The 18,489-nt window shown below is 65.6% G+C and carries 20 protein-coding genes; all 20 read left to right on the plus strand.

The features are described from left to right. Positions 1–2: 2 nt before the first annotated feature. The 20 genes from B2J89_RS01510 to B2J89_RS01605 all read left to right on the plus strand — a co-directional run bounded on the left by B2J89_RS01510 (position 3) and on the right by B2J89_RS01605 (position 18,487). Positions 3–464: a regulatory protein GemA gene (locus tag B2J89_RS01510; protein WP_169167461.1), complete on the plus strand. Its 462-nt coding sequence runs from the start codon at positions 3–5 to the stop codon at positions 462–464. Then, positions 454–882: a hypothetical protein gene (locus B2J89_RS01515; RefSeq protein WP_169167462.1), complete on the plus strand. Its 429-nt coding sequence runs from the start codon at positions 454–456 to the stop codon at positions 880–882. The genes B2J89_RS01510 and B2J89_RS01515 overlap by 11 nt, the downstream gene beginning before the upstream one ends. Positions 883–1,005: 123 nt before the next feature. Further along, positions 1,006–2,049, plus strand: a complete 1,044-nt coding sequence (locus B2J89_RS01520; RefSeq protein WP_169167463.1) for a hypothetical protein — start codon at positions 1,006–1,008, stop codon at positions 2,047–2,049. 39 nt (positions 2,050–2,088) lie between these two features. Then, positions 2,089–3,057, plus strand: coding sequence for a hypothetical protein (locus B2J89_RS01525; protein ID WP_169167464.1), 969 nt, complete (start codon positions 2,089–2,091; stop codon positions 3,055–3,057). A gap of 93 nt (positions 3,058–3,150) precedes the next feature. Next, positions 3,151–3,507, plus strand: coding sequence for a hypothetical protein (locus B2J89_RS01530; RefSeq protein ID WP_169167465.1), 357 nt, complete (start codon positions 3,151–3,153; stop codon positions 3,505–3,507). Between the two features lie 18 nt (positions 3,508–3,525). Continuing rightward, complete coding sequence (locus B2J89_RS01535; protein ID WP_169167466.1) at positions 3,526–3,900, plus strand: capsid cement protein; 375 nt, start codon at positions 3,526–3,528, stop codon at positions 3,898–3,900. A 22-nt stretch (positions 3,901–3,922) separates the two neighbouring features. Beyond that, complete coding sequence (locus B2J89_RS01540; protein WP_169167467.1) at positions 3,923–4,417, plus strand: gp436 family protein; 495 nt, start codon at positions 3,923–3,925, stop codon at positions 4,415–4,417. Beyond that, positions 4,414–4,884: a hypothetical protein gene (locus B2J89_RS01545; RefSeq protein ID WP_169167468.1), complete on the plus strand. Its 471-nt coding sequence runs from the start codon at positions 4,414–4,416 to the stop codon at positions 4,882–4,884. The genes B2J89_RS01540 and B2J89_RS01545 overlap by 4 nt, the downstream gene beginning before the upstream one ends. Positions 4,885–4,893: 9 nt before the next feature. Next, complete coding sequence (locus B2J89_RS01550) at positions 4,894–5,658, plus strand: hypothetical protein (RefSeq protein WP_169167469.1); 765 nt, start codon at positions 4,894–4,896, stop codon at positions 5,656–5,658. Positions 5,659–5,742: 84 nt separating this feature from the next. Continuing rightward, positions 5,743–9,168, plus strand: coding sequence for a tape measure protein (locus B2J89_RS01555; RefSeq protein WP_169167470.1), 3,426 nt, complete (start codon positions 5,743–5,745; stop codon positions 9,166–9,168). Next, complete coding sequence (locus tag B2J89_RS01560; RefSeq protein WP_169167471.1) at positions 9,165–9,563, plus strand: hypothetical protein; 399 nt, start codon at positions 9,165–9,167, stop codon at positions 9,561–9,563. The genes B2J89_RS01555 and B2J89_RS01560 overlap by 4 nt, the downstream gene beginning before the upstream one ends. A gap of 3 nt (positions 9,564–9,566) precedes the next feature. After that, the gene (locus B2J89_RS01565) at positions 9,567–11,579 is read left to right on the plus strand and encodes a hypothetical protein (RefSeq protein WP_169167472.1); all 2,013 of its coding nucleotides are present in this window, start codon (positions 9,567–9,569) and stop codon (positions 11,577–11,579) included. A gap of 128 nt (positions 11,580–11,707) precedes the next feature. Then, positions 11,708–13,189, plus strand: coding sequence for a hypothetical protein (locus B2J89_RS01570; RefSeq protein ID WP_205763660.1), 1,482 nt, complete (start codon positions 11,708–11,710; stop codon positions 13,187–13,189). A 31-nt stretch (positions 13,190–13,220) separates the two neighbouring features. Then, positions 13,221–14,417: a hypothetical protein gene (locus B2J89_RS01575; protein ID WP_169167474.1), complete on the plus strand. Its 1,197-nt coding sequence runs from the start codon at positions 13,221–13,223 to the stop codon at positions 14,415–14,417. 5 nt (positions 14,418–14,422) lie between these two features. Beyond that, the gene (locus tag B2J89_RS01580; protein WP_169167475.1) at positions 14,423–14,797 is read left to right on the plus strand and encodes a hypothetical protein; all 375 of its coding nucleotides are present in this window, start codon (positions 14,423–14,425) and stop codon (positions 14,795–14,797) included. Beyond that, positions 14,794–15,192, plus strand: coding sequence for a hypothetical protein (locus tag B2J89_RS01585; RefSeq protein WP_169167476.1), 399 nt, complete (start codon positions 14,794–14,796; stop codon positions 15,190–15,192). Before B2J89_RS01580 ends, B2J89_RS01585 begins: the two co-directional genes overlap by 4 nt. Positions 15,193–15,195: 3 nt before the next feature. Beyond that, positions 15,196–17,172, plus strand: a complete 1,977-nt coding sequence (locus tag B2J89_RS01590; RefSeq protein ID WP_169167477.1) for a hypothetical protein — start codon at positions 15,196–15,198, stop codon at positions 17,170–17,172. Further along, a complete protein-coding gene (locus tag B2J89_RS01595) occupies positions 17,165–17,386 on the plus strand; it encodes a hypothetical protein (RefSeq protein ID WP_169167478.1) in 222 nt (73 codons plus the stop codon). The genes B2J89_RS01590 and B2J89_RS01595 overlap by 8 nt, the downstream gene beginning before the upstream one ends. 152 nt (positions 17,387–17,538) lie before the next feature. Beyond that, entirely contained in the window at positions 17,539–17,775 is a 237-nt protein-coding gene (locus tag B2J89_RS01600; RefSeq protein ID WP_169167533.1) for a Com family DNA-binding transcriptional regulator, read from the plus strand. Further along, on the plus strand, positions 17,699–18,487 hold the full coding sequence (locus tag B2J89_RS01605) for a DNA adenine methylase (RefSeq protein ID WP_169167479.1): 789 nt from the start codon (positions 17,699–17,701) through the stop codon (positions 18,485–18,487). Before B2J89_RS01600 ends, B2J89_RS01605 begins: the two co-directional genes overlap by 77 nt. Positions 18,488–18,489: the final 2 nt, after the last annotated feature.

Raw genomic sequence — 18,489 nt, forward strand, 5'->3', positions numbered from 1 at the left:
CCATGGCAACAAACCACATCAGCGCCATCCACGTGCTCAAGTCGAAGCTGCAGCTCACCGACGGCGACTATCGCGCGCTGCTGCTGCAGCTCTCGGGCAAAAACAGTAGCAAGTCCATGACGGACCCGGAGCGCCAGCAGGTGCGCGACCACATGCAAAAACTGGCCGAGCGCATGGGTGTGGCGCAGCCCACGCAGCGGCGCCCCTACGCACCCGCAAAGTTCGACCAGGTCAAAGCCGCTGCGAGCCCAAAGGAGCGCAAGGTGTGGGCGCTGTGGCACCAGCTCGGGCGCGACGGCGTGGTGCAAAACACCAGCGCCCCGGCGCTGAACGCCTGGGTCGAGCGCACGGTACACGTGAGCGCGCTGCGCTTTGCCAACAGCGCCCAGCTCGACACGCTGATCGAGGCGCTCAAGGCGTGGCAAGAGCGCAGAGATGCGCATGGAGGTGGGCATGATCACTGAAATGTTTGAACGCATGGACCTGGCCGACCTGACGGCCGACAAGATTGCTCCTCTGGAAGGGGTGATCCCGCCCGCATGGCCCGACACCTGGCGCGATCTGGCCACCAGCCACTACCTCACGCTGGTGTCCGCGCCCGGCTCGCAGGCAGTGGAGCCTTTGGCACTGGCGCGCCTAGCGGTGGCCCTGACGCTGGGCATTGCGCAAGACCTGGGTGGCTCGCAGCCGTATATTCCTGTGGGCGCCATGATGGCTGCCAGCGCCAAGGCCCGCCGCGCGATGGAGCTGCTGGATCAGCGTGCCAGCTACAAGCAGGTGGCCGACGCCACGGGTCTGACCGAATCACGTGTGCGCCAGATCGAGGGTGAGTGGCGACGCCAGCAGTTGGCCGCGCGCCAGGGGCAGCTGCCGCTGGATTGACGTCCGCCGGCTTACCCGCGCGCCAAGCCCCGCCGCCACGCGCGCGCGGGGCTTTTTCTTTGCTGTGAATCTGTGGAGTGCTCGATTTAGCCGGGCAGGCCCTGCCGCACGACAGTAGCGGCCATGCCTTCCAACAAGCCCGCTACCACCACGCCGCCCGCCGCGCTCCCGGACGGCATCGAGATCTTCCGCGCCGGCCGCCACCTGGACGACGCCGGCGTAGCGCACCACTTTTCTGAGGCCGATCTGGACGGCATGGCCGCCAGCTACAGCCCCGCGCTGCGCGAGGCCCCGCTCACGGTGGGCCACCCCAAAGACAACCTGCCGGCCTACGGCTGGGTCAAGGCCGTGGCGCGCACGGCAGCCGGCGCACTGGCCATCACGCCGCACCAGGTCGAGCCGCAGTTTGCCGAGATGGTGCAGGCCGGCCGCTTCAAAAAGCGCAGCGCCAGCTTCTACCCGCCGCACGCCCCCAACAACCCCACGCCCGGCAAGTGGTACTTGCGCCACGTCGCTTTCTTGGGCGCGCAGCCGCCGGCCGTGGCCGGCCTCAAGGACATCGAGTTTTCCGAAGGCGACCAGGCTGGCGCCGTCAACTTTTCCGAAACCGTCACCACCACCCAGGAGCCCGACGACATGAGCAAGACCCTGCAAGAACAGCTCGAGGCCGCACAAGCCCAGCTTGCGGCCGAGAAGACCGCCCGCGAACGAGCAGAAGCCGATGCTGCCAAGCACAAAGCCGCAGCCACCGAGGCCCAGGAAAAGGCCACCTCGTTTGCCGAAAAGGCGCGCACCGACCGCAAGGCAGGTTTCGTGTCGTTCGCCGAATCGCAAGTGCAAGCGGGGCGTCTGCTGCCCAAGGACAAGGACATGGCCGTAGCGACGCTCGACGCGCTGGCCGATGTGCAGCCGGTCGAGTTTGCTGAGGGCGACAGCACCCGCAAGGTCAGCCCGGCCCAGTGGCTGCAAGACCTGATCGCCGCTGCAAAGCCTGCCGTGAACTTTGGCGAATTCGCACCAGGCAACACCGGCAGCCAAGCACAGGCTGGTGCCGCCAAGGGCAAGAGCGATGCCGAGGTCGATCAGGCCGCCGACGCCTACATGCGCCAGCACAAGGTGAGCTACGCCGAAGCGCTCACCGCCGTCACCGCGTCGTTCACGAGCTGATCGGCGGATAGCACATCAACCCCACAGGAACCGAACACCATGACGATGACCGCCGCCGAGATCCGGCTCAAGCAAAACCCCATCCTGACCAAGCTGCTGCTCGGCATGGGCCAGGGCACATACATCGCTGAAAAGCTCTTCCCGCGTCTGCCACAGGCGCTGTCCAGCGTTATGTTGGCCCAACTGGGTGACGAGCGTCTGCGCCGCTACAACTTGCGCCGCGCGCCAGGTGGCGCCACAAAGCGCGTCAACATCAAGTACGAGGGCAAGACATACGCGGTGGAGCAGTACGCGGTGGATGTCCCAATTCCCCGCGAGCTGATCCGTGAGGCCGACGAGAGCCGCAAGCTCAACGTGGGCAATTACCTGGACATCAGTCGCATGGCCATGGCAACGGCCAACGACATCCTTGCTCTGGACTACGAGATCGAGGTAGCCCAGCTCGCCACCGCGGCGGGCACCTATGCCGCCGGGCATGTGCTGGCCCTGGCAGGCGGCACGAAGTGGTCCGCAGACACAGGCACGCCCGTAACCGACATCGACGCGGCAAAGGACGTGGTCCGTAAGAAGATCGGCAAACGGCCGAATCGCCTCACTCTGTCGGCCGATGCATTCACGGCGCTGCGCAGCAACAAGCAGGTGCTCAGCCGCTTGCCTTCTACCTTCATCGGCACACCCGGCGTCAACGAGCTCAAGTCGATCTTGGAGGTCGAAGAGATCGTGGTGGGCGACGCGGTGTGGATCGACGAAACCGACACCGGCCGCGACGTCTGGGGCAACAACGCCGTGCTGGCCTATGTGCCCAAGATGGCCGGAGGTGGCAGCGCGGACGTCAGCCTGGCGGAGCCCGCATTCGGCTTCACCAACGTGATCGAAGGCCACCCGTTTGCCGAGACGCCGTACTTCACTCAGGACGGCACCAAGAGCTGGATCTATGGCGCCACCTACGAGCGCAAGCCCAACGTGGCCTACAACACCGCCGCGTTCTTGTTCACCAACCCGAAGTAACAACCGTAGCGCGATGGGCCAGCAATGGCCCGGAGACGCCCCGCAGGCGCAGTGCAGTCCTGCGGGGCCATCCGAAGCACTCAAAGGAACGACATGAGCAAATTGATTGCCCTGGTGGCCACCGCCGTGATGGTGGCTGGTGTGCGCACCGTCATCCAGCCCGGTGAAGAGCTGACCGACCTGAACGAGCACGACGAGCGCGAGCTGAAGCTGGCCGGCGCCGCCGAGAACACTGCCGACACTGCTGCCAAGGTCAAGGCTGACGCCCGCGCCGCCGCTGCGACAGCCGCCGAATTTGAAGCCGCGCGCCAACGTGCGCAGCAGGCACAGGCATCCACGGCCACCGCAGTCACCACCGCAGACGGCGAGGGCGTCGCCTCAGCAGATCCGGCCAAGGCCGCCTCAGCAGCACCGGCCAAGGCCGCCGCCAAAACCCCCGCGCGCAAGTAACCACAGGAGCCTCACACCATGCCATCGCAAAACAACACCGGCCGGCAGTACGACAAGACGCACGCGGTCACTATCGTGGCCATGGCGGCCGTGGCCGCCTGCCGCTTCATCGCCTACGACGGCGGCTACCCCAGCGTGACTGGTGGTGCAAAGGATGCCCAGGGCGTCACCGAGCATGCCGCCGATGTCGGTGAAGCAGTGACTGCCATCACCGGCTACAGCGCCCTGGTGGAAGCCGAGGCGGCCATCACGTTCGGGGCCCTGGTCAAGGTGGGCACCGACGGCAGGGCCATCACAGGCACTGCCGCAGACCATTGCGGCCGCGCCCTGGGTGCAGCCACGGCTGCCGGCCAGCTGATCGAGGTGCAGCTCTACAAGCACGTGCACGCCTGAGCGCCAGCACTCTGAGCCGCCCATGAACTACGCCACCGTCCAGGACATGATCGACCGCTACGACGAGCCCGAGATGATCGAGCTCACCGACCCGGACATCGTTGCCGTGCAGGCCGCCAAGGCCGAGCGCGCCCTGGCCGACGCCCAGGCGTTTGCCGACGGCTTTGTCGGCCGCGTGTACCGCTTGCCGCTGCCGGGCTGCAGCAAGCCCGCGCCAGTGCCGGGCGATCCGCACGCAGTGCAGTTCGTGCCGCCGCCCCAGCTCACCCGCGTGGTGTGCGACGTGGCGCGCTACTACCTCTACAGCGACCTGGCGCCCGAGCACGAGGTGTACCTGCGCTACAAGGCCGCCGAGCGCGAGCTGGGCCAGATAGCCGAAGGCAAGGCGGTGCTGTCGTGCCCCTGGGGCGGCGTGCCTGGCACGCTGGTGGCCGGCGATGCGCCCGGCGATGCCGAGGTGTTCCATGGCTTCAGCCCGCGCCGCATCACCGACGACAGCACGCGGGGCTATGCATGAGCACGCAGGGTCAAACCGTCTCCGAGGCCAACAACTGGCTGGGGCTGGAGTCGCACCTGGTGCAACTCGTGCAGCAGGCCGTACAGGGCATGAAGCCCGCCGTGCATGTGCTCACGTCGGCCGACCTGGCCGACGTGAAGGAAGGCGCGCAAAAAACGCCCGCTGTGCACCTGATCTACGGCGGCTACCGCATGGCCGAAGACCTGGGTACCGCCTGGAAGCTGGCGCACAAGTGGTACGCCGTTGCGGTGGTGCGCAACGTGGCTACGCAGCGCAGCGGCCAGGCGGCACGCCAAGCCGCAGGCCCGCTTGTGGCCACGGTGGTGGGCGCTTTGATCGGCGCCAACGTGCCCGGGGCCACGCGGCCATTGACGCTGGTCAGCCCACCGCCCGCTTCGTACCGCGCAGGCCACCAGTACATCCCTTCGGCCTTCGAGGCAGAAACCATTTTTCGCAAACCGCAATAGGAGCCCACCATGGCAGTCGAAATCATCAAGAAGGTCTACCGCCCCAGCAGTCTCGTGGGCCAGGTGTATGCCCGCCCCTACGGCTCGGCCACGGCCCCCATGCCGATTGGCAACGTGCTGGAGCTGGCACTGGAGCACAGCGAAGACGTCCAGAAGCAAGACGACATGACCGCGCTGGGCGGCGGCACCCACGCGGAGAAGCGCCGCGTGAAAGAGGTCCTGGTCAAGATGAAGCTGGCCGACCTGAACGTGGTCAACCTGGCGCGTGGCGTGCTGGGCACGGCGCAGGCCATTGAGGCCGGCACGGTCGAAGATGAGCCGCACACCGCGACGCTGGGCGGGCTGCTGCGCTTGCAGCACATCCAGCCCACGGCAGTCATTGTGAAGAAGGGTGCCGATAAGGCCACGGCGACGCCTGTCACAGCCGCAGGCAACTACGAGGTACGCCCGGAAGGTATTTTCATGCTGCCCGAAGCGGCCGGCCTTGCCTATGCCGACAAGCTGTGGGCCAGCTATAGCTACGGCGCGTACGCCGCCATCGAGGCGCTCACCACCAACGCTATCGAGCTCGAGCTGACCTTTGGCGGCCTGAACGAAGCCGATGGCGGCAAGCCCATGGTGGTGGAGATCTGGCGTGCCAGCCAGGGCATCACCAAGAGCCTGGCACTCATCAACAAGGACTTCGGCGCACTCGACGTCGAAGGCACCGTGTTGATGGACTCGACCAAAACGGGGGTGGGCATCAGCCGCTACTACAAGGCCAGCATGGCGTGATAGACCGCGCCCGCGCAATGCGGGTGCACGCCCCAGGCGCACTAGGTGCGCCTGGGCGCTCCATCTTCAAAAAAACAGGCGGGCATGGCAGACAAACGCGTTGAATACACCATTGGCGTACGCAATGAGGGGCTGGAGAACCTCACGCGCGTCATTGATGAGCTCGACAAAGCCGGTGTAGAAACCACCGAGTTCAAGCGCCAGGCCGAGCAGCTGCGCCAGCAGCTGGGCGAGATGGCTCGCCAGCAAAGCTTGATCGACAGCTTCGTCAAGATCAAGCAGGAAACGGTGTCCACTGGCACCGCCTTTGAGGCGGCCCAGGCCAAGGCCCAGCAGCTGGGCCGCGAACTCGCCGCGACCGACGCGCCCACCAAAAAGCAGACCGCGGAGTTTGGGCGTGCCCGCGAGGCGGTCAACAGCACCAAGGACGCCTACCAGGCGGCCCAGCTGCGCCTGCAAGCCATGCGCGGCACGCTGGCCGACAACAACATCGAGACCGCCGGCCTGGCGCAAAAGCAGGTCGCGCTGCGCAATGGCGTGCGCGAGGTCGACGCGTCGGTGGCCGGTGCCACGGCGCGCCTCAAAGACCTGGGCGGCGCAGGTCCCAAGGCCGTCAACGACACCGCCGCGGCAACCGACCGCGCCGCCACCAGTGCCAAGGGCTACCAGGGCGCACTCACGCAGGTAGCCAGCGCCGTTGCCGGCGCCTTTGCCGTGAGCAAGGTGGTGGACTACGCCAAGAGCGTGCAAGAGGTCTCGGACCAATACAAGAACCTGGAAGCCAAGGTGCGTCTGGCCATCGGCGCACAGGGCGACTTGCAGAGTTCCGTGCGCGGTGTCGGCGAAGTGGCCCAGGCTACGCACAGCAGTTTGGACGGAACGGCCCAACTGTTTGGACGCCTGGCCGCCAGCGCCAAAGAACTGAACATCACCAACACCGAGGCGCTGGGGGTCACAAAAACGATCAACCAGGCCATTCAGGTCAGCGGCGCATCGGCACAGGCCAGTGAAGCGGCCGTCATCCAGCTGGTGCAGGCCCTGCAGTCGGGTGTGCTGCGCGGCGACGAATTCAACTCCATCATGGAGCAGGCGCCGCGCCTCTCCAGGGCGCTCGCAGATGGGCTTGGCGTGCCCGTCGGGGCCCTGCGCGCGCTGGCTGAGCAAGGCCAGCTCACATCCACCAAGGTGGTGCAGGCCCTCAAGGGCCAGTCCGAGGCCATCGACAAAGAGTTTTCGACCCTGCCGCTCACCGTGGGCCGGGCACTCACGAATCTGCAAACGCAGTGGACGCTGTTCGTTGGCGGCCTGACCGGCGGCGCGGCGCAAAGCTCCATCGCCGCGCAGGGCATCAACGCCCTGGCCAACAACCTGGACACGCTGGCCGGTGTGGCTGCGCGTGCCGGCTCAGTGCTCACCGCTGCGCTGGCTGTGCAGGGCGTGCAGGCGCTGCGCGCATTTGCCGTGGAGATGGCGGCCACAGGCAAGGCTGCATCGCTGATGTCACTGGAGCTCTCGAAGGTCCCCAAGGTCATCAACATCACCGTGGCGGCCGTGGGCTTTGAAGTCGGTTTCCAGATCGGGGAGATGCTGCGCGAGAACTCCGAGCTGGCCCGCAAGCTCGGCGTGGGCCTGGTGGGTTTCATGCAGGCACTGGTCAACGACCTGGTCTTCCTGAAAGAAGCCGCAGCCGCCATTTTCACGAGCGACACCATCGACGCGGCATTCGACCGCTACATCGCGCGTGGCAAGGAGTTGGACCAGATCCTGGACGGCATGTGGAAAGATGCAGAAAACGCACCTTCCAAAATCTCCGGCGCCGCCGATGCCGGGGTGGGGAGCTTGGGCAAGCTCGGTGGCGCAGGCGCTGCTGCAGGCCAGGCCGTGGCCTCGGGTGGCGCGCAGGGCGCAGCTGGTGTCGGGAAGATCGCCAAGGCGGCAGAAGATGCGCGCACCGCACTGTCGGGGCTCGCCACGGCCATCAATACAAAGCCTGCAGCCAGCACTGCCATCGCAGAGATCGTGCGCGACCTGACAGCCGCCAAGCTGCGCGGTGAAGACCTCGACCTGCTGCTGCGCCAGAAAATGCCCGAGGCCATCAGCAAGCTCAGCGGCCCCGAGCTGGTGAAGTTTCGCGCGGATTTTGTCGTTGCGATGGATGCCGCCAAGAAGGCGCTGCAGGACGCCATCGACACCAAGAAGCCGCGCGCCGAGATTGACGCCCTGCGCGCCAAGGTCGACAGCTTCGAGCGCGCCACGCGCACCGGTCTTGGGCTGATCGCCGAGCAGGCGGCACAGAATCTGGGCATTGATGTGCCCGCGGCCTTTGGCAAGATGAGCCAGGGCTTCAAGGACGCGCAGAGTGACATCAGCATCCTGATCCGCCAGCTGCCCGAGCTCAAGGCCGTAGGCGTGGACACGGGCGCTGTGGTGGCCCAGGCGCTGGCCAAGATGCTGGACGGCGCCAAGAACCAGGCAGAGATCGACGCCGTGATCGCGCGCGTCAAGACGCTGCGCAAAGAACTGGGCGACAAGCTGGCTGACGGCCTGCTCGACCAGGCCAAACAAAAGAGCCTGGACCTCAAAGACGCTATGGATGGGGTATTGCCCGGCATCAACAGCGTGCGCGAGGCGATGAAACAGCTCGGCATTACGTCCGACGAAACGTTGAAGAAAGCGGCCGTCGACGCCAAGGAGGCCTACGACACCTTGGCTGTCAGCGGCACGGCCAGCGCGCGCGAGATGGGCGAGGCATTCAAAGCCACCGCAGAGAAAGCCATCGCAGCGAATAAAGGCATCGCTCCATCATGGGTCGAAGCGCACGCTGCAGCGCGTGGCTACAAGATTGAAGTTGACGCGGCGGGCAAGGCCACGCTCGTTGCAATGTCCGGTGCAGCTGGCTCGCACGGTGTCGCTATCGATGCCGCTCGACAGCACACGTCGGTTGTCAGGGATCTTGCTGCCGCTTATTCCGACGCTGGCGCCAAAGCGCTCGCAGCTCAAGGTCAGTTCCTGGCCGCTGCTGCAGCGCAAAAATCCGCAGATACATCGGCCTCGAGCATCACCAATCGCCCTGGGAGCGAGTCGCAGTTTGCGTGGACACGCCTGGCCATCATGGACTGGCTCAAACAGGCCGGCCTGGACGAAGAGACTTCAAAAAAGATCTCTGGCGAGTTCGTCGATTCAAGCGGAAACGTGCCCTACATCAACAACGGCGGTCAGATCAAGTACGCCGGAAAGAACAGCACGATGACGCAGGCGCTGCACAAGGCCGCCGAGCAGCACATCTTTGCGAACAAGCAGGACGACTCGACATCAGCGCCTACCCCGCCTTCTGGCGGCGGTGGCAGCGGCGGTAGTGGTGGCAGCACCTACACGAACAACGTCACGATCAACGGCGTGGGCGACTGGGGCGTCGTCAGGGGTACCACACGCCACACCGACGCGCAAAGCGCGCAGACCGAGATCGATCTGCTGCGCCAGCTCGCCCAGGCCAAAGGCGCATCCATATGAGCATCACCCTGACCTACAACGGCACCACGGCCCACATCAGCGACCGCCTGCAGTGGAGCGATGAGTACGACTGGAGCCCGGTCGAGCAAACCACGGCCTACGGCACCACCGGCGCACTGCTGGTCGACGTGGCACTCAAGAAGGCTGGACAGCCGATCACTCTGGTGGGCGCAGACACGGCAGCCTGGATCACCCGCGCACTGTGCGACACGCTGCAGGCCTGGGCCAGCTTGCCGGGCATCGAGCTCGACCTGGTGCTGCGCGGCACCACGCACCGGGTCATGTTTGACCACGCCAAAGGCGGTTTCAGCGCTCAGCCCATCTGGAAGCTCGTGGACGGTGAGATCACCGCCGAGCTGATCTATGTGCCCACCTTCAAGTTTCTGAAAGTCTGACCCATGGCCACTGCCCCCATCCTCGCCGGCGACATCAAGCTCGTCGCCTCGCAAATCATGGACGACGTGCCCGAGGGCGGCGGCGCCCCCACGTCCACGGCCATCGTCGACGGGGCCAGCAACGCCATCTTCCCGGACATCTCCGAACTCGACCGGGCGGGTGGGCGCATCAACCTGCGCAAGCTGCACGTGCACGTGCAGACCGACAGCCGGGACACCTACCTGGGCTCCAACGTCATCGTGGCCGATCCGCCCGCCGATCCGAACGTGTCGGTGACCCTGTTTTCGACCAAGGAAACATTTGATCGGCGCGCGGGTGCCCAGTCGCGCGTGGAGGCGTACCTCAACAAAGGCCCCGAGTGGGCCGGGTATCTCTACGAGAACCACATCGCAGGGCAGCGCGTCATTCAGCTGTTCCAGCGGCCCACCGATGTGCTGCCGAACGTGGGGCAGACCCTGGTGCTGGTGGCCAACGAAGGCCTGCCCAATCAGAAAGAGCAGTACGTGCGCGCGACCAAGGTGTCTTCGGTAGAGCGCACCTTCACCTACGACGCGGACAAAGACTACAAGGCCGCCATCGTCACCATGGACCTCAGTGACGCCTTGCGCTTTGACCTGCCGGGCTCGCCGGCTTCGCGCACCTTCACGCGCTTGGTCAATGGCACCAAGGTGCGCGATACGGTGGTGGCCGACGCCGGCACCTATGTGGGCGTGGTGCCGCTCACGCAGGCTGCGGCCCTGGGCGACTTCACCGTCAAAAGTTCTTCGATCTACACGCAGCTGGTGCCGAGCGCGCAGACCGAAACGCCCCTGAGCGACATCCGCATGAACGGGCTCGCCACCGCCTTGGTCGCCACGGGCGGGCCACTGACCCGCACGCTCACGCTGGGCTTCACCCCGTCGCAGAATTTGCATGTGGGCGGCCCGATCTACCCGGGCACTCTGTCCATCACCGGGCAGGGCATCACCGTGACAGACCGGGGTGGAAACCTGGTCAACGCAGGCGCGCAGGTCGGCACCGTGGACTATGCGAACGGCATCGTCACACTTTCGACCCCCGTGTTCGGCTCGTCCGCCTTGAGTTTCGCAGTCACCTTTGTGCCGGCCGCGCTGCCCGAGATGGTCTCCGAGCAGACCCTGGTGCCGATCACGGCCGAGGGCCGCAGTCTGAGCTACGCCTTCACGCTGGGGACTGCGCCGCTGCCGCGTACCACCAGCATTGCCTACCTGGCCCAAGGCCGCTGGTACACCCTGCGCGACGACGGTGCCGGCAAGCTCTCGGGAACGGACACCAGCTACGGCGCCGGCACCGTGAACTACACCACTGGGTCTATCGTCGTCACGCTGGGCGCCTTGCCCGACGTGGGCAGTGCACTCGTGGTGCAGGCGTACTCCGCAGTGGCGCAGTTCCCTGCCTCCACGGCGCCGCTCGCCAACAACGGCAAAGCCTACATCCCCATCAACACCGACGGACTCATCACCGAGGAAAAGGGCAGCAAGGCCATCGCGCCCGGCTCTGTGATGGTGGGCTGGAGCCATGGCGGCGCAAAAGTGGCCATTGACGACGGCCTGGGCCACCTGACGGGCGACGCCACCGGCACCGTGGACTACTCAGCGGGTGTGGTGCGCGTGAGCCCCAATGTGTTGCCGCTCCCGGGCACGCCTTTGCTGCTGGACACCACGTCCAACACCGGCCTGGTTTCACCGAACGTGGACCTGAGCAGCGGCGACATCGGCGCAACCAACATCACGCCGGGCAGCGTGAGTTTTAACGCCCTGATCGAGCGTGTCTACACCTGGCAGTCGTACAGCCGCTACCTGCCCGGGCAAAGCACTGAGCTGGAATCTTGGAACTTTTTTGACCGGGCAGGCAAGTTGTACATGGCCTCGGGCTTCACCGCCAGCGGCGGCGGCGTCGAGTGCGGAACGATCAACTACGCCACAGGGCGCTTCACGCTCGCCATCCCCTCCAACCTGCCGAGCTTTGGCTTTGGCCCGCAAGTCCAAGGGTACTGAACACCATGTCTGAAGGCTACGCAGCAAATACCACGTACTGGACCTACTGGTCCATGTATTCCGGCGCAAAGGGTTCGTCCACAACCCTTGCGCCGAACCAATCGATCCCCGTTCGACACGGAAGCGCAGTGCCCAACGCCGACTCGGTAGGCGCCCTTGCCACCGAGCTGCGCGTCAGCGTACCGACGCTGCCCAACCGCGTACTGCGCGGCGCGGGTTTTCGCATTGGCAGCGACGAGTACCGGCAGATGGCGGGCGATACCGTGATGGTGAACCCGTCGCCGGCGAGTGGCGGGGGCACGCAGGTGGGCTCCGTCGCCAGCACCATTGGCCGGGTGTCTCTGGTCGCCTGGGGGCAAGGCAGCGACCCGGAGATCAAAGATTGGCGCGGCCTGCTGGTTCCGCCCGCAGAGGGCGTGGCGTCTCCGTACACCGCATTCCAGACCGTGTTCCGCACGGCTACCGCGCCGATTCGCCCCGGCAGCTTGTCGGTGCTGGGGACCATGCAGGATGGCACGACGTTCAACATCACGGCGGGCGTGGACGGCAAGATCAACGGCACGCGCGTGAAGGGGCTCGTCGATTACGAGTTCGGTCTGGTGCGGCTCTACTTTGTCGATCCGAACGGCCCGCAAAGCATGAACACCGACCTGTCGGGCCTGGGCATCGCGGGGCTCACATCGCTGCCGCGCGACTTGGTGCTTCTCAACTCCCTGCGCTACAACGCCGTGGCCTACAGCTACTTGCCGCTCAACGCGGAACTGCTGGGCATCGACCCGGTGCGCCTGCCCAGCGACGGCCGCGTGCCGATCTTCCGGCCCGGCGGTTTCGCGGTCGTGGGGCACACCGGCAAAATCACAGCCTCCGTCAGCAACGGGCAGACCATCGACTGCGCTCGGGTGCGCCTAAGCCGCGTGCGGGTGCTGGGCAGCGACAAGAAGGTCATCAACACGGGCTACACCGCCGACCTGGACGCCGGCAAGGTCGCGTTCACGGACGTGACCAGCTACAAGCAGCCCGTCACCATCGAGCACCGCATTGAGGACATGGCGGTGGTGCGCGACGTGCAGATCAGCGGCGAAATCAGCTTCACCCGAGCGCTCACGCACGCCTATCCTGCGTCCGGCTCACATGTGTCAAGCGCCCTGATGGCCGGTGATCTCAAATCCCGCGTCAGCGTCTTCTTCGACCAAACCTCCTGGGATGGGGTCACCTGGTCCGACACCGTGGTGGGCAACGTCGCCGTTGCCAGCTACAACGATGTTCTGGCCCCTGTGGTGGTCACCAACGCCGGCGCGGTCACCGAGCGCTGGGCGCTGCGCTTCACCAACTCGACCAGCTTCGACATCATCGGCGAGCACGTGGGTGTGGTGGGCACCGGCAGCATCAACACGACCACGGCCCCGCTCAACCCGGCGACCAACACCCCCTACTTTTCCATGTCGCCCCTGGGCTGGGGAACGGGCTGGGCCGCAGGCAATGTCGTGCGGATGAACACCGTGGGAGCGATGTTTCCGGTGTGGGTGGTCCGCACTGTGCAGCAGGGCGCCGAATCGGTGCAAGACGACAGCTTCACCCTGCTGGTTCGCGGCGACGTGGACCGCCCCTAATTTTTGCCACTAATTCCATAGGAGAAAATTTATGGCGTCCCCCGTAGATACTTCGGTCAAATTCTTCCGCGAAGACTTCCCCGGTGCCCCCGTGCTCAACGGCGTGGCCGGCTCGCTCCTCAGCCTGCTCGACGCCTGCCTGTGCACAGGCTTTGGCCTGCGCTCGGCCACATCACTGGTGGTGACGGGCGGCGTGGCCACGCTCGTGCTGGCCAGCGACGCCAAAAACCCCAATCTGCTCAACAGCGTGGTACTTGTCAGCGGTGTCACAGGCGCCCTCACGGCCCTCAATGGCGAGCAGCGCGTGACCTTCGCCAGTCCGACCGAAATCAAGTTCGCCACCGCCGCAGCAGACGGCACGGCGACGGGGTCCATCACGGTCAAGACGGCGCCGGCCGGGTGGGAGAAAAAGTTTCCAGGCACGAACACAGCCGGTTTCAAGAGCCTCGACGTCACAAGCCGTGGAGCGCATTTGTGGATCAACGACACCGGAACCATCAACGCAAACGTGCGCGCCTACGAAAACATGACGGGGGTGGACGCTGGTACTGGTCCGGCACCCACCGTGGCAGAGTCTGCCGCGGGCGGTTTTTGGGCGAAATCTGAGGCAGCCAGTGCCAACGCCGCCCGATGGAATGTGTTTGCCGATGGGCGCGCCTTGTATTACTGCCCTGTTATTGGCAGTGTCGGCCAAACTGTTCGGGTGGGTCAGGGCGCCTATTTTTTTGGTGAGCCCACAGCTTACAAGAGCGGCGACGCCTTTGCGACCGTAATATTTTCTGCTGCTTCTGCCCCCGGTCAGTCGGCGGCTCCAGGTAGCGTGTTTAACGCCAATCAATCAGGCGCCGCTACCAGGTGGTTGCGCTCATATACCGGGCTAGGAGGGGCGGTGTCGGCGTTTGCCCCACCCGTCTGCGGATCCCCCACTACTTACTCGGGCCTTGACGGAACGCTGGGTAGATTTCCGCTGCCCACCGACGGTGGCTTGCGGTTTTCGAACATTCTCTTAATGGAGGGCGCACTCTCCGGCGATGCGTCGGTACTTCGCGGTGTTCTACCGGGTGTGTATCACGTACCGCAGTCCAACCTGAACGCTTCGTTTGCCCCTGGCGACAGGGTGACCTTGGCAGGGCGGCACTTTTATGCCGTGTGTGCAGATTCTGTTTTCAACGTCAATACCCCTGGCGGCGGGCGGGGCTTCTTCGACATCACCGGCCCTTGGCGGTAAGCACCATGGCCGAAATCGCCGCCCCAGTCATCCTGCTCGGTATCCAGGTCGTACCCAGTGCGGGCGCTGCCGCGCCCTACAGTGGACCCGTGCTGCTGAGTGTCCAGAAGTCGCGCGACTACATCCATGGCGGCCCCGGCCGCATCACCGGCACCGTCGAAGAAAAAGGCACGCCGAACGCCCCGCTGCGCCGCAAGGTGCGCCTGCACCGCGACGTGGACGGCATGCTCGTGCGCGAGACCTGGAGCGATGCGGTAACCGGCGCCTACGAGTTCACCGACATCAACCCGGGCTATGCGTACACGGTCATCGCTTACGACTACGCGCGCAACTACCGTGCGGTGGGCGCCGACAACATATTGCCCGAGGCGGCCCCATGATCACCCTCTCGACCACACACGCAGAGGCCCGTGCGGCGGCGGCGTTGCAGGCCACGTTGACAGCGCTGAATTCCGGGGCCACAGGTGCGACCATCGACATCTATGCCACGGTGCGCCCCGCTACAGGAGACGCGCCTGGCGGGTCGCCACTGGCAACCTTCACCCTGCCAAAGCCCGCGGGCACTATCGCGGACCGCCAGCTGACCTTGGGAGTGGTTCCCGACGCCCTCATCATGTCCACAGGCGAGGCTTTGTGGGCGCGGGTGATGGCCGGCACCGCGTTGCTGTTCGACTGTGACGTGTCCGACACCACCGGCACGGCCACCCTTCGTCTTGCCACCACTCAGCTCTATGCAGGGGGCTCCGTGCACTTGGCTTCTGGCGTACTGGGGTAAGCCATGGCGTCTGTCGACCTGCTGTTTTCGCAACTGCCTGCTACGGGGCAGCCGGTCGCACTCGTCTTTGGTCTCACGGACACCTCGCTACCGGCTACCGTCAACGCCCACCTGGAAGGCGTACTTCCGCCGCCGACACTGGCCGGCGTGCTGCTCGGTATTCCGGACACCCTTGCATCGATTGCTGCAGTCCTGCCGCCACCCAAGCTGACCGGGCGCATCGACGTGCGGCAGGCATATGTCGTCACCCTGGCGAGCGTCCTCCCGCAACCCGCATTGGTCGCGGATTTTGCCGCCGCGTATCTGTCCAACACGGAACGCCCCACGGTGGGGCAGTCTCGCGCCCCCTGGACGCCCTCCGATAGCCTGGAATCCGGCATACAGCACCGCGCACAGGACACCGACGCGACCCCCGCAGGCACCGCCCCGCGCTGGCAACCGGCGCAGCCCGTGCCGGCCTACACCGAGGGCATCATCGGCACCACCGCCCGCACGCCTATAGGCACCTCCGCTGCCCACCAGTCGGCGCTGCGGTCCCTGGCAAGCGCCTATGCGCTGTACGAAGATGCGCAGCGCTCCATTCGCGCGGTGCTGCACGAGGCATTCGCCAACGCCGAAAAGGCCCAGACCCCGCTCCTGCGGCAGCGCCATCAAGACGGGCTCCCGGACCGCCGCCCCCTGCGGACAACCCGCTGGCAAGTGGCAAAGCCCGAGGCGCCAAAAGGCATCACCAGCCGGCAGGGGCCGGCCCAGTGGCTCAACAAGGGGTTCGGCGCCCGCCACGAGAACGCTATGCGCCCGCCCGCAGGCCAGTGGAGTCGCATCCCGGTCTTGCCAGAAATAGACCCGTGCTACCTGCCCGATCCGCACCTGCTGTTCGACGCCCTCTGGTCGAGCGACACGGGGTTGGTTTTTATCTGCGAGCGGCACGGCCCCGGCCCACAGCCCGAGCCCGAATCGGGCGTCGTTGTTCCTCTCCAAAGGGTCTACATAGTGCTCAACAACATCACTCTCCATCGCGTGGACACCGGCGCCGAATTGCGCGCGCACAGCTTCGGCATGTCACTCGACTACCAATCGTGGACCTGGAGCTGGCAGGCATCGCTGCACCACGACGCCGCTGACTACCTGGGTCGCGTCAATCACGGTGACCCGGCTGAGCTGGCCATCATGGTCAACGGCCAGCAGTTCCGCCTGCGCATGGAGCGCATCACCCGCGACCGGCGCTTCAACCCCACGCGCTGGGGCGTTTCTGGCAGAGGCAAGGCCTCGATCCTCAGCGGCCCGTATGCGCCAGCAATGCCTTTCGGCAACCCATCGGCCGCACGCACGGCCCAGCAGCTCATGGCCGACGTGCTCACGGTCAACGGCGTGGGCATTGGCTGGGCGGTGGACTGGCACCTGCAGGACTGGTTGGTGCCGGCCGGCGCCTGGGCCATGCAGGGCAGCTACATCGACGCCATCAACGACATAGCAGCCGCAGCGGGCGGCTACGTGCAGCCGCACCCCACGGATTCCGTCTTGCGCATCCTGCCAAGGTACCCGGCCGCGCCGTGGGACTGGGGCAGCATCAGCCCCGATTTCGAGATCCCGGCAGACGCGGCCGAGGTCGAGGGCACCGAGTACATCGACCAGCCCGCCTACAACCGGGTGTTCGTTGGCGGTGTGGGTGCTGGTGTGTTCGGCCCATTCACACGTGCCGGCACTGCGGGCGATGTGATCGCTCCCCAGGTCACCCACGCACTGATCACAGACGCCGTGGTCCACCGCCAGCGCGGCGTGGCCGAGCTGTCAAACACCGGCCGCCAACAGCACGTCACCCTCAATATGCAGGTGCTGCCCGAGACCGGCGTCATCGTGCCTGGCAAGTTTGTGCGCTACCTGGGCGACAGGCCCGTCATGGGCATCGTGCGCAGCACGTCCATCGACTGGAGCTTCCCGAAGTTGCGCCAGACCATCAAGCTGGAGACCCATGCCTAACATCTACCGTCAATTCTTGGACCTGCTGCCCAAGCGGCCGCTGCAAAGCGGCGAGGTGACAGCCGTCGACGCTGGCGTGGCCACGATCATGCTGCCAGGCGGCGGAGTCATCCAGGCGCGTGGCCAGGCAACCGTGGGGCAGCGGGTTTTCGTGCGCGATGGCGTGATCGATGGCCCCGCGCCAGCGCTGACATACGTCGAAGGGGAGGCGTAACCACAAAAAAAGACGGGCGACCTGCCCAGGTGCGCTAACACCTGGCCAAGCCCCAACCCGCAGAACACGCCTGCAAGCCGGCAAGGCCCGCCACCCTGTACAGAGTGCGGCCGAGCCTATCAGAGTTTTCGCACAGAGAAACAGGCTTGCAAATGGAAGAAATACGGTGCGGCGCATGCAGCCGCAAACTCGGCGAGGGTGTCTACACCCGGCTGACCATCAAGTGCCCCCGCTGCGGGGCCATCAATTCGCTGAGGGCCCAGAGCCCCACCCTTGAGCGCCATGGAGCGTCAAACGCAAACGGACCCACCCATGGCCCCCATCATTCCCTGGATCGGCGGCAAGCGCCGCCTCGCCGAGCTGCTCCTGAGCCGCTTCCCGCCCCATAGCTGCTACGTCGAGGTCTTCGCGGGCGGCGCGGCCGTGTTCTTCGCGCGCCACCCGGCTGACGTCGAAGTCCTCAACGACGTCAACGGCGACCTGGTCAACCTGTACCGGGTCGTCACGCACCACCTTGAAGAGTTCGTGCGCCAGTTCAAGTGGGCGATCTCTTCGCGTCAGGTGTTCAAGTGGCTGCAGGAGACCCGGCCTGAGACGCTCACGGACGTGCAGCGCGCGGCGCGCTTTTTCTACCTGCAGCAGGAGTCGTTTGGCGGCCGCGTGTCTGGCCAGACCTGGGGCACCGCGACCACGGCGCCGTCGATCAACCTGCTGCGGATCGAAGAAAACCTGAGTGCCGCCCACCTGCGCCTGGCGGGCGGCACCTATATCGAGCAGCTCGACTGGGCGGCCTGCGTCGACCGCTACGACCGCCCGCACACCTTGTTCTACCTGGACCCACCGTACTGGCAGACCGAGGGCTATGGCGTGCCGTTCCCTTGGGAGCAGTACGAGCTGATGGCCAGCAAGCTGCGCGCGATCAAGGGCAAGGCCGTCATCAGCATCAACGACCACCCGGCCATCCGGGAGTGCTTTGCAGGCTACGACATGGAGGCGCTCAAGATCGACTACACCGTGGGCGGCGGCGCCAACCGGGTCGAGCGCGGCGAGCTGGTGATCTACAACTGGGATAGGGCGGCCGAGCCCGCAGGGTTGTTCTGAGC

Source organism: Acidovorax sp. SRB_24, assembly GCF_012931925.1.

Coding starts and splice junctions, on each gene's coding strand:
- B2J89_RS01510 (WP_169167461.1), top strand. CDS start 3: ATGGCAACAAACCACATCAGCGCCATCCACGTGCTCAAGTCGAAGCTG.
- B2J89_RS01515 (WP_169167462.1), top strand. CDS start 454: ATGATCACTGAAATGTTTGAACGCATGGACCTGGCCGACCTGACGGCC.
- B2J89_RS01520 (WP_169167463.1), top strand. CDS start 1,006: ATGCCTTCCAACAAGCCCGCTACCACCACGCCGCCCGCCGCGCTCCCG.
- B2J89_RS01525 (WP_169167464.1), top strand. CDS start 2,089: ATGACGATGACCGCCGCCGAGATCCGGCTCAAGCAAAACCCCATCCTG.
- B2J89_RS01530 (WP_169167465.1), top strand. CDS start 3,151: ATGAGCAAATTGATTGCCCTGGTGGCCACCGCCGTGATGGTGGCTGGT.
- B2J89_RS01535 (WP_169167466.1), top strand. CDS start 3,526: ATGCCATCGCAAAACAACACCGGCCGGCAGTACGACAAGACGCACGCG.
- B2J89_RS01540 (WP_169167467.1), top strand. CDS start 3,923: ATGAACTACGCCACCGTCCAGGACATGATCGACCGCTACGACGAGCCC.
- B2J89_RS01545 (WP_169167468.1), top strand. CDS start 4,414: ATGAGCACGCAGGGTCAAACCGTCTCCGAGGCCAACAACTGGCTGGGG.
- B2J89_RS01550 (WP_169167469.1), top strand. CDS start 4,894: ATGGCAGTCGAAATCATCAAGAAGGTCTACCGCCCCAGCAGTCTCGTG.
- B2J89_RS01555 (WP_169167470.1), top strand. CDS start 5,743: ATGGCAGACAAACGCGTTGAATACACCATTGGCGTACGCAATGAGGGG.
- B2J89_RS01560 (WP_169167471.1), top strand. CDS start 9,165: ATGAGCATCACCCTGACCTACAACGGCACCACGGCCCACATCAGCGAC.
- B2J89_RS01565 (WP_169167472.1), top strand. CDS start 9,567: ATGGCCACTGCCCCCATCCTCGCCGGCGACATCAAGCTCGTCGCCTCG.
- B2J89_RS01575 (WP_169167474.1), top strand. CDS start 13,221: ATGGCGTCCCCCGTAGATACTTCGGTCAAATTCTTCCGCGAAGACTTC.
- B2J89_RS01580 (WP_169167475.1), top strand. CDS start 14,423: ATGGCCGAAATCGCCGCCCCAGTCATCCTGCTCGGTATCCAGGTCGTA.
- B2J89_RS01585 (WP_169167476.1), top strand. CDS start 14,794: ATGATCACCCTCTCGACCACACACGCAGAGGCCCGTGCGGCGGCGGCG.
- B2J89_RS01590 (WP_169167477.1), top strand. CDS start 15,196: ATGGCGTCTGTCGACCTGCTGTTTTCGCAACTGCCTGCTACGGGGCAG.
- B2J89_RS01595 (WP_169167478.1), top strand. CDS start 17,165: ATGCCTAACATCTACCGTCAATTCTTGGACCTGCTGCCCAAGCGGCCG.
- B2J89_RS01600 (WP_169167533.1), top strand. CDS start 17,539: ATGGAAGAAATACGGTGCGGCGCATGCAGCCGCAAACTCGGCGAGGGT.
- B2J89_RS01605 (WP_169167479.1), top strand. CDS start 17,699: ATGGCCCCCATCATTCCCTGGATCGGCGGCAAGCGCCGCCTCGCCGAG.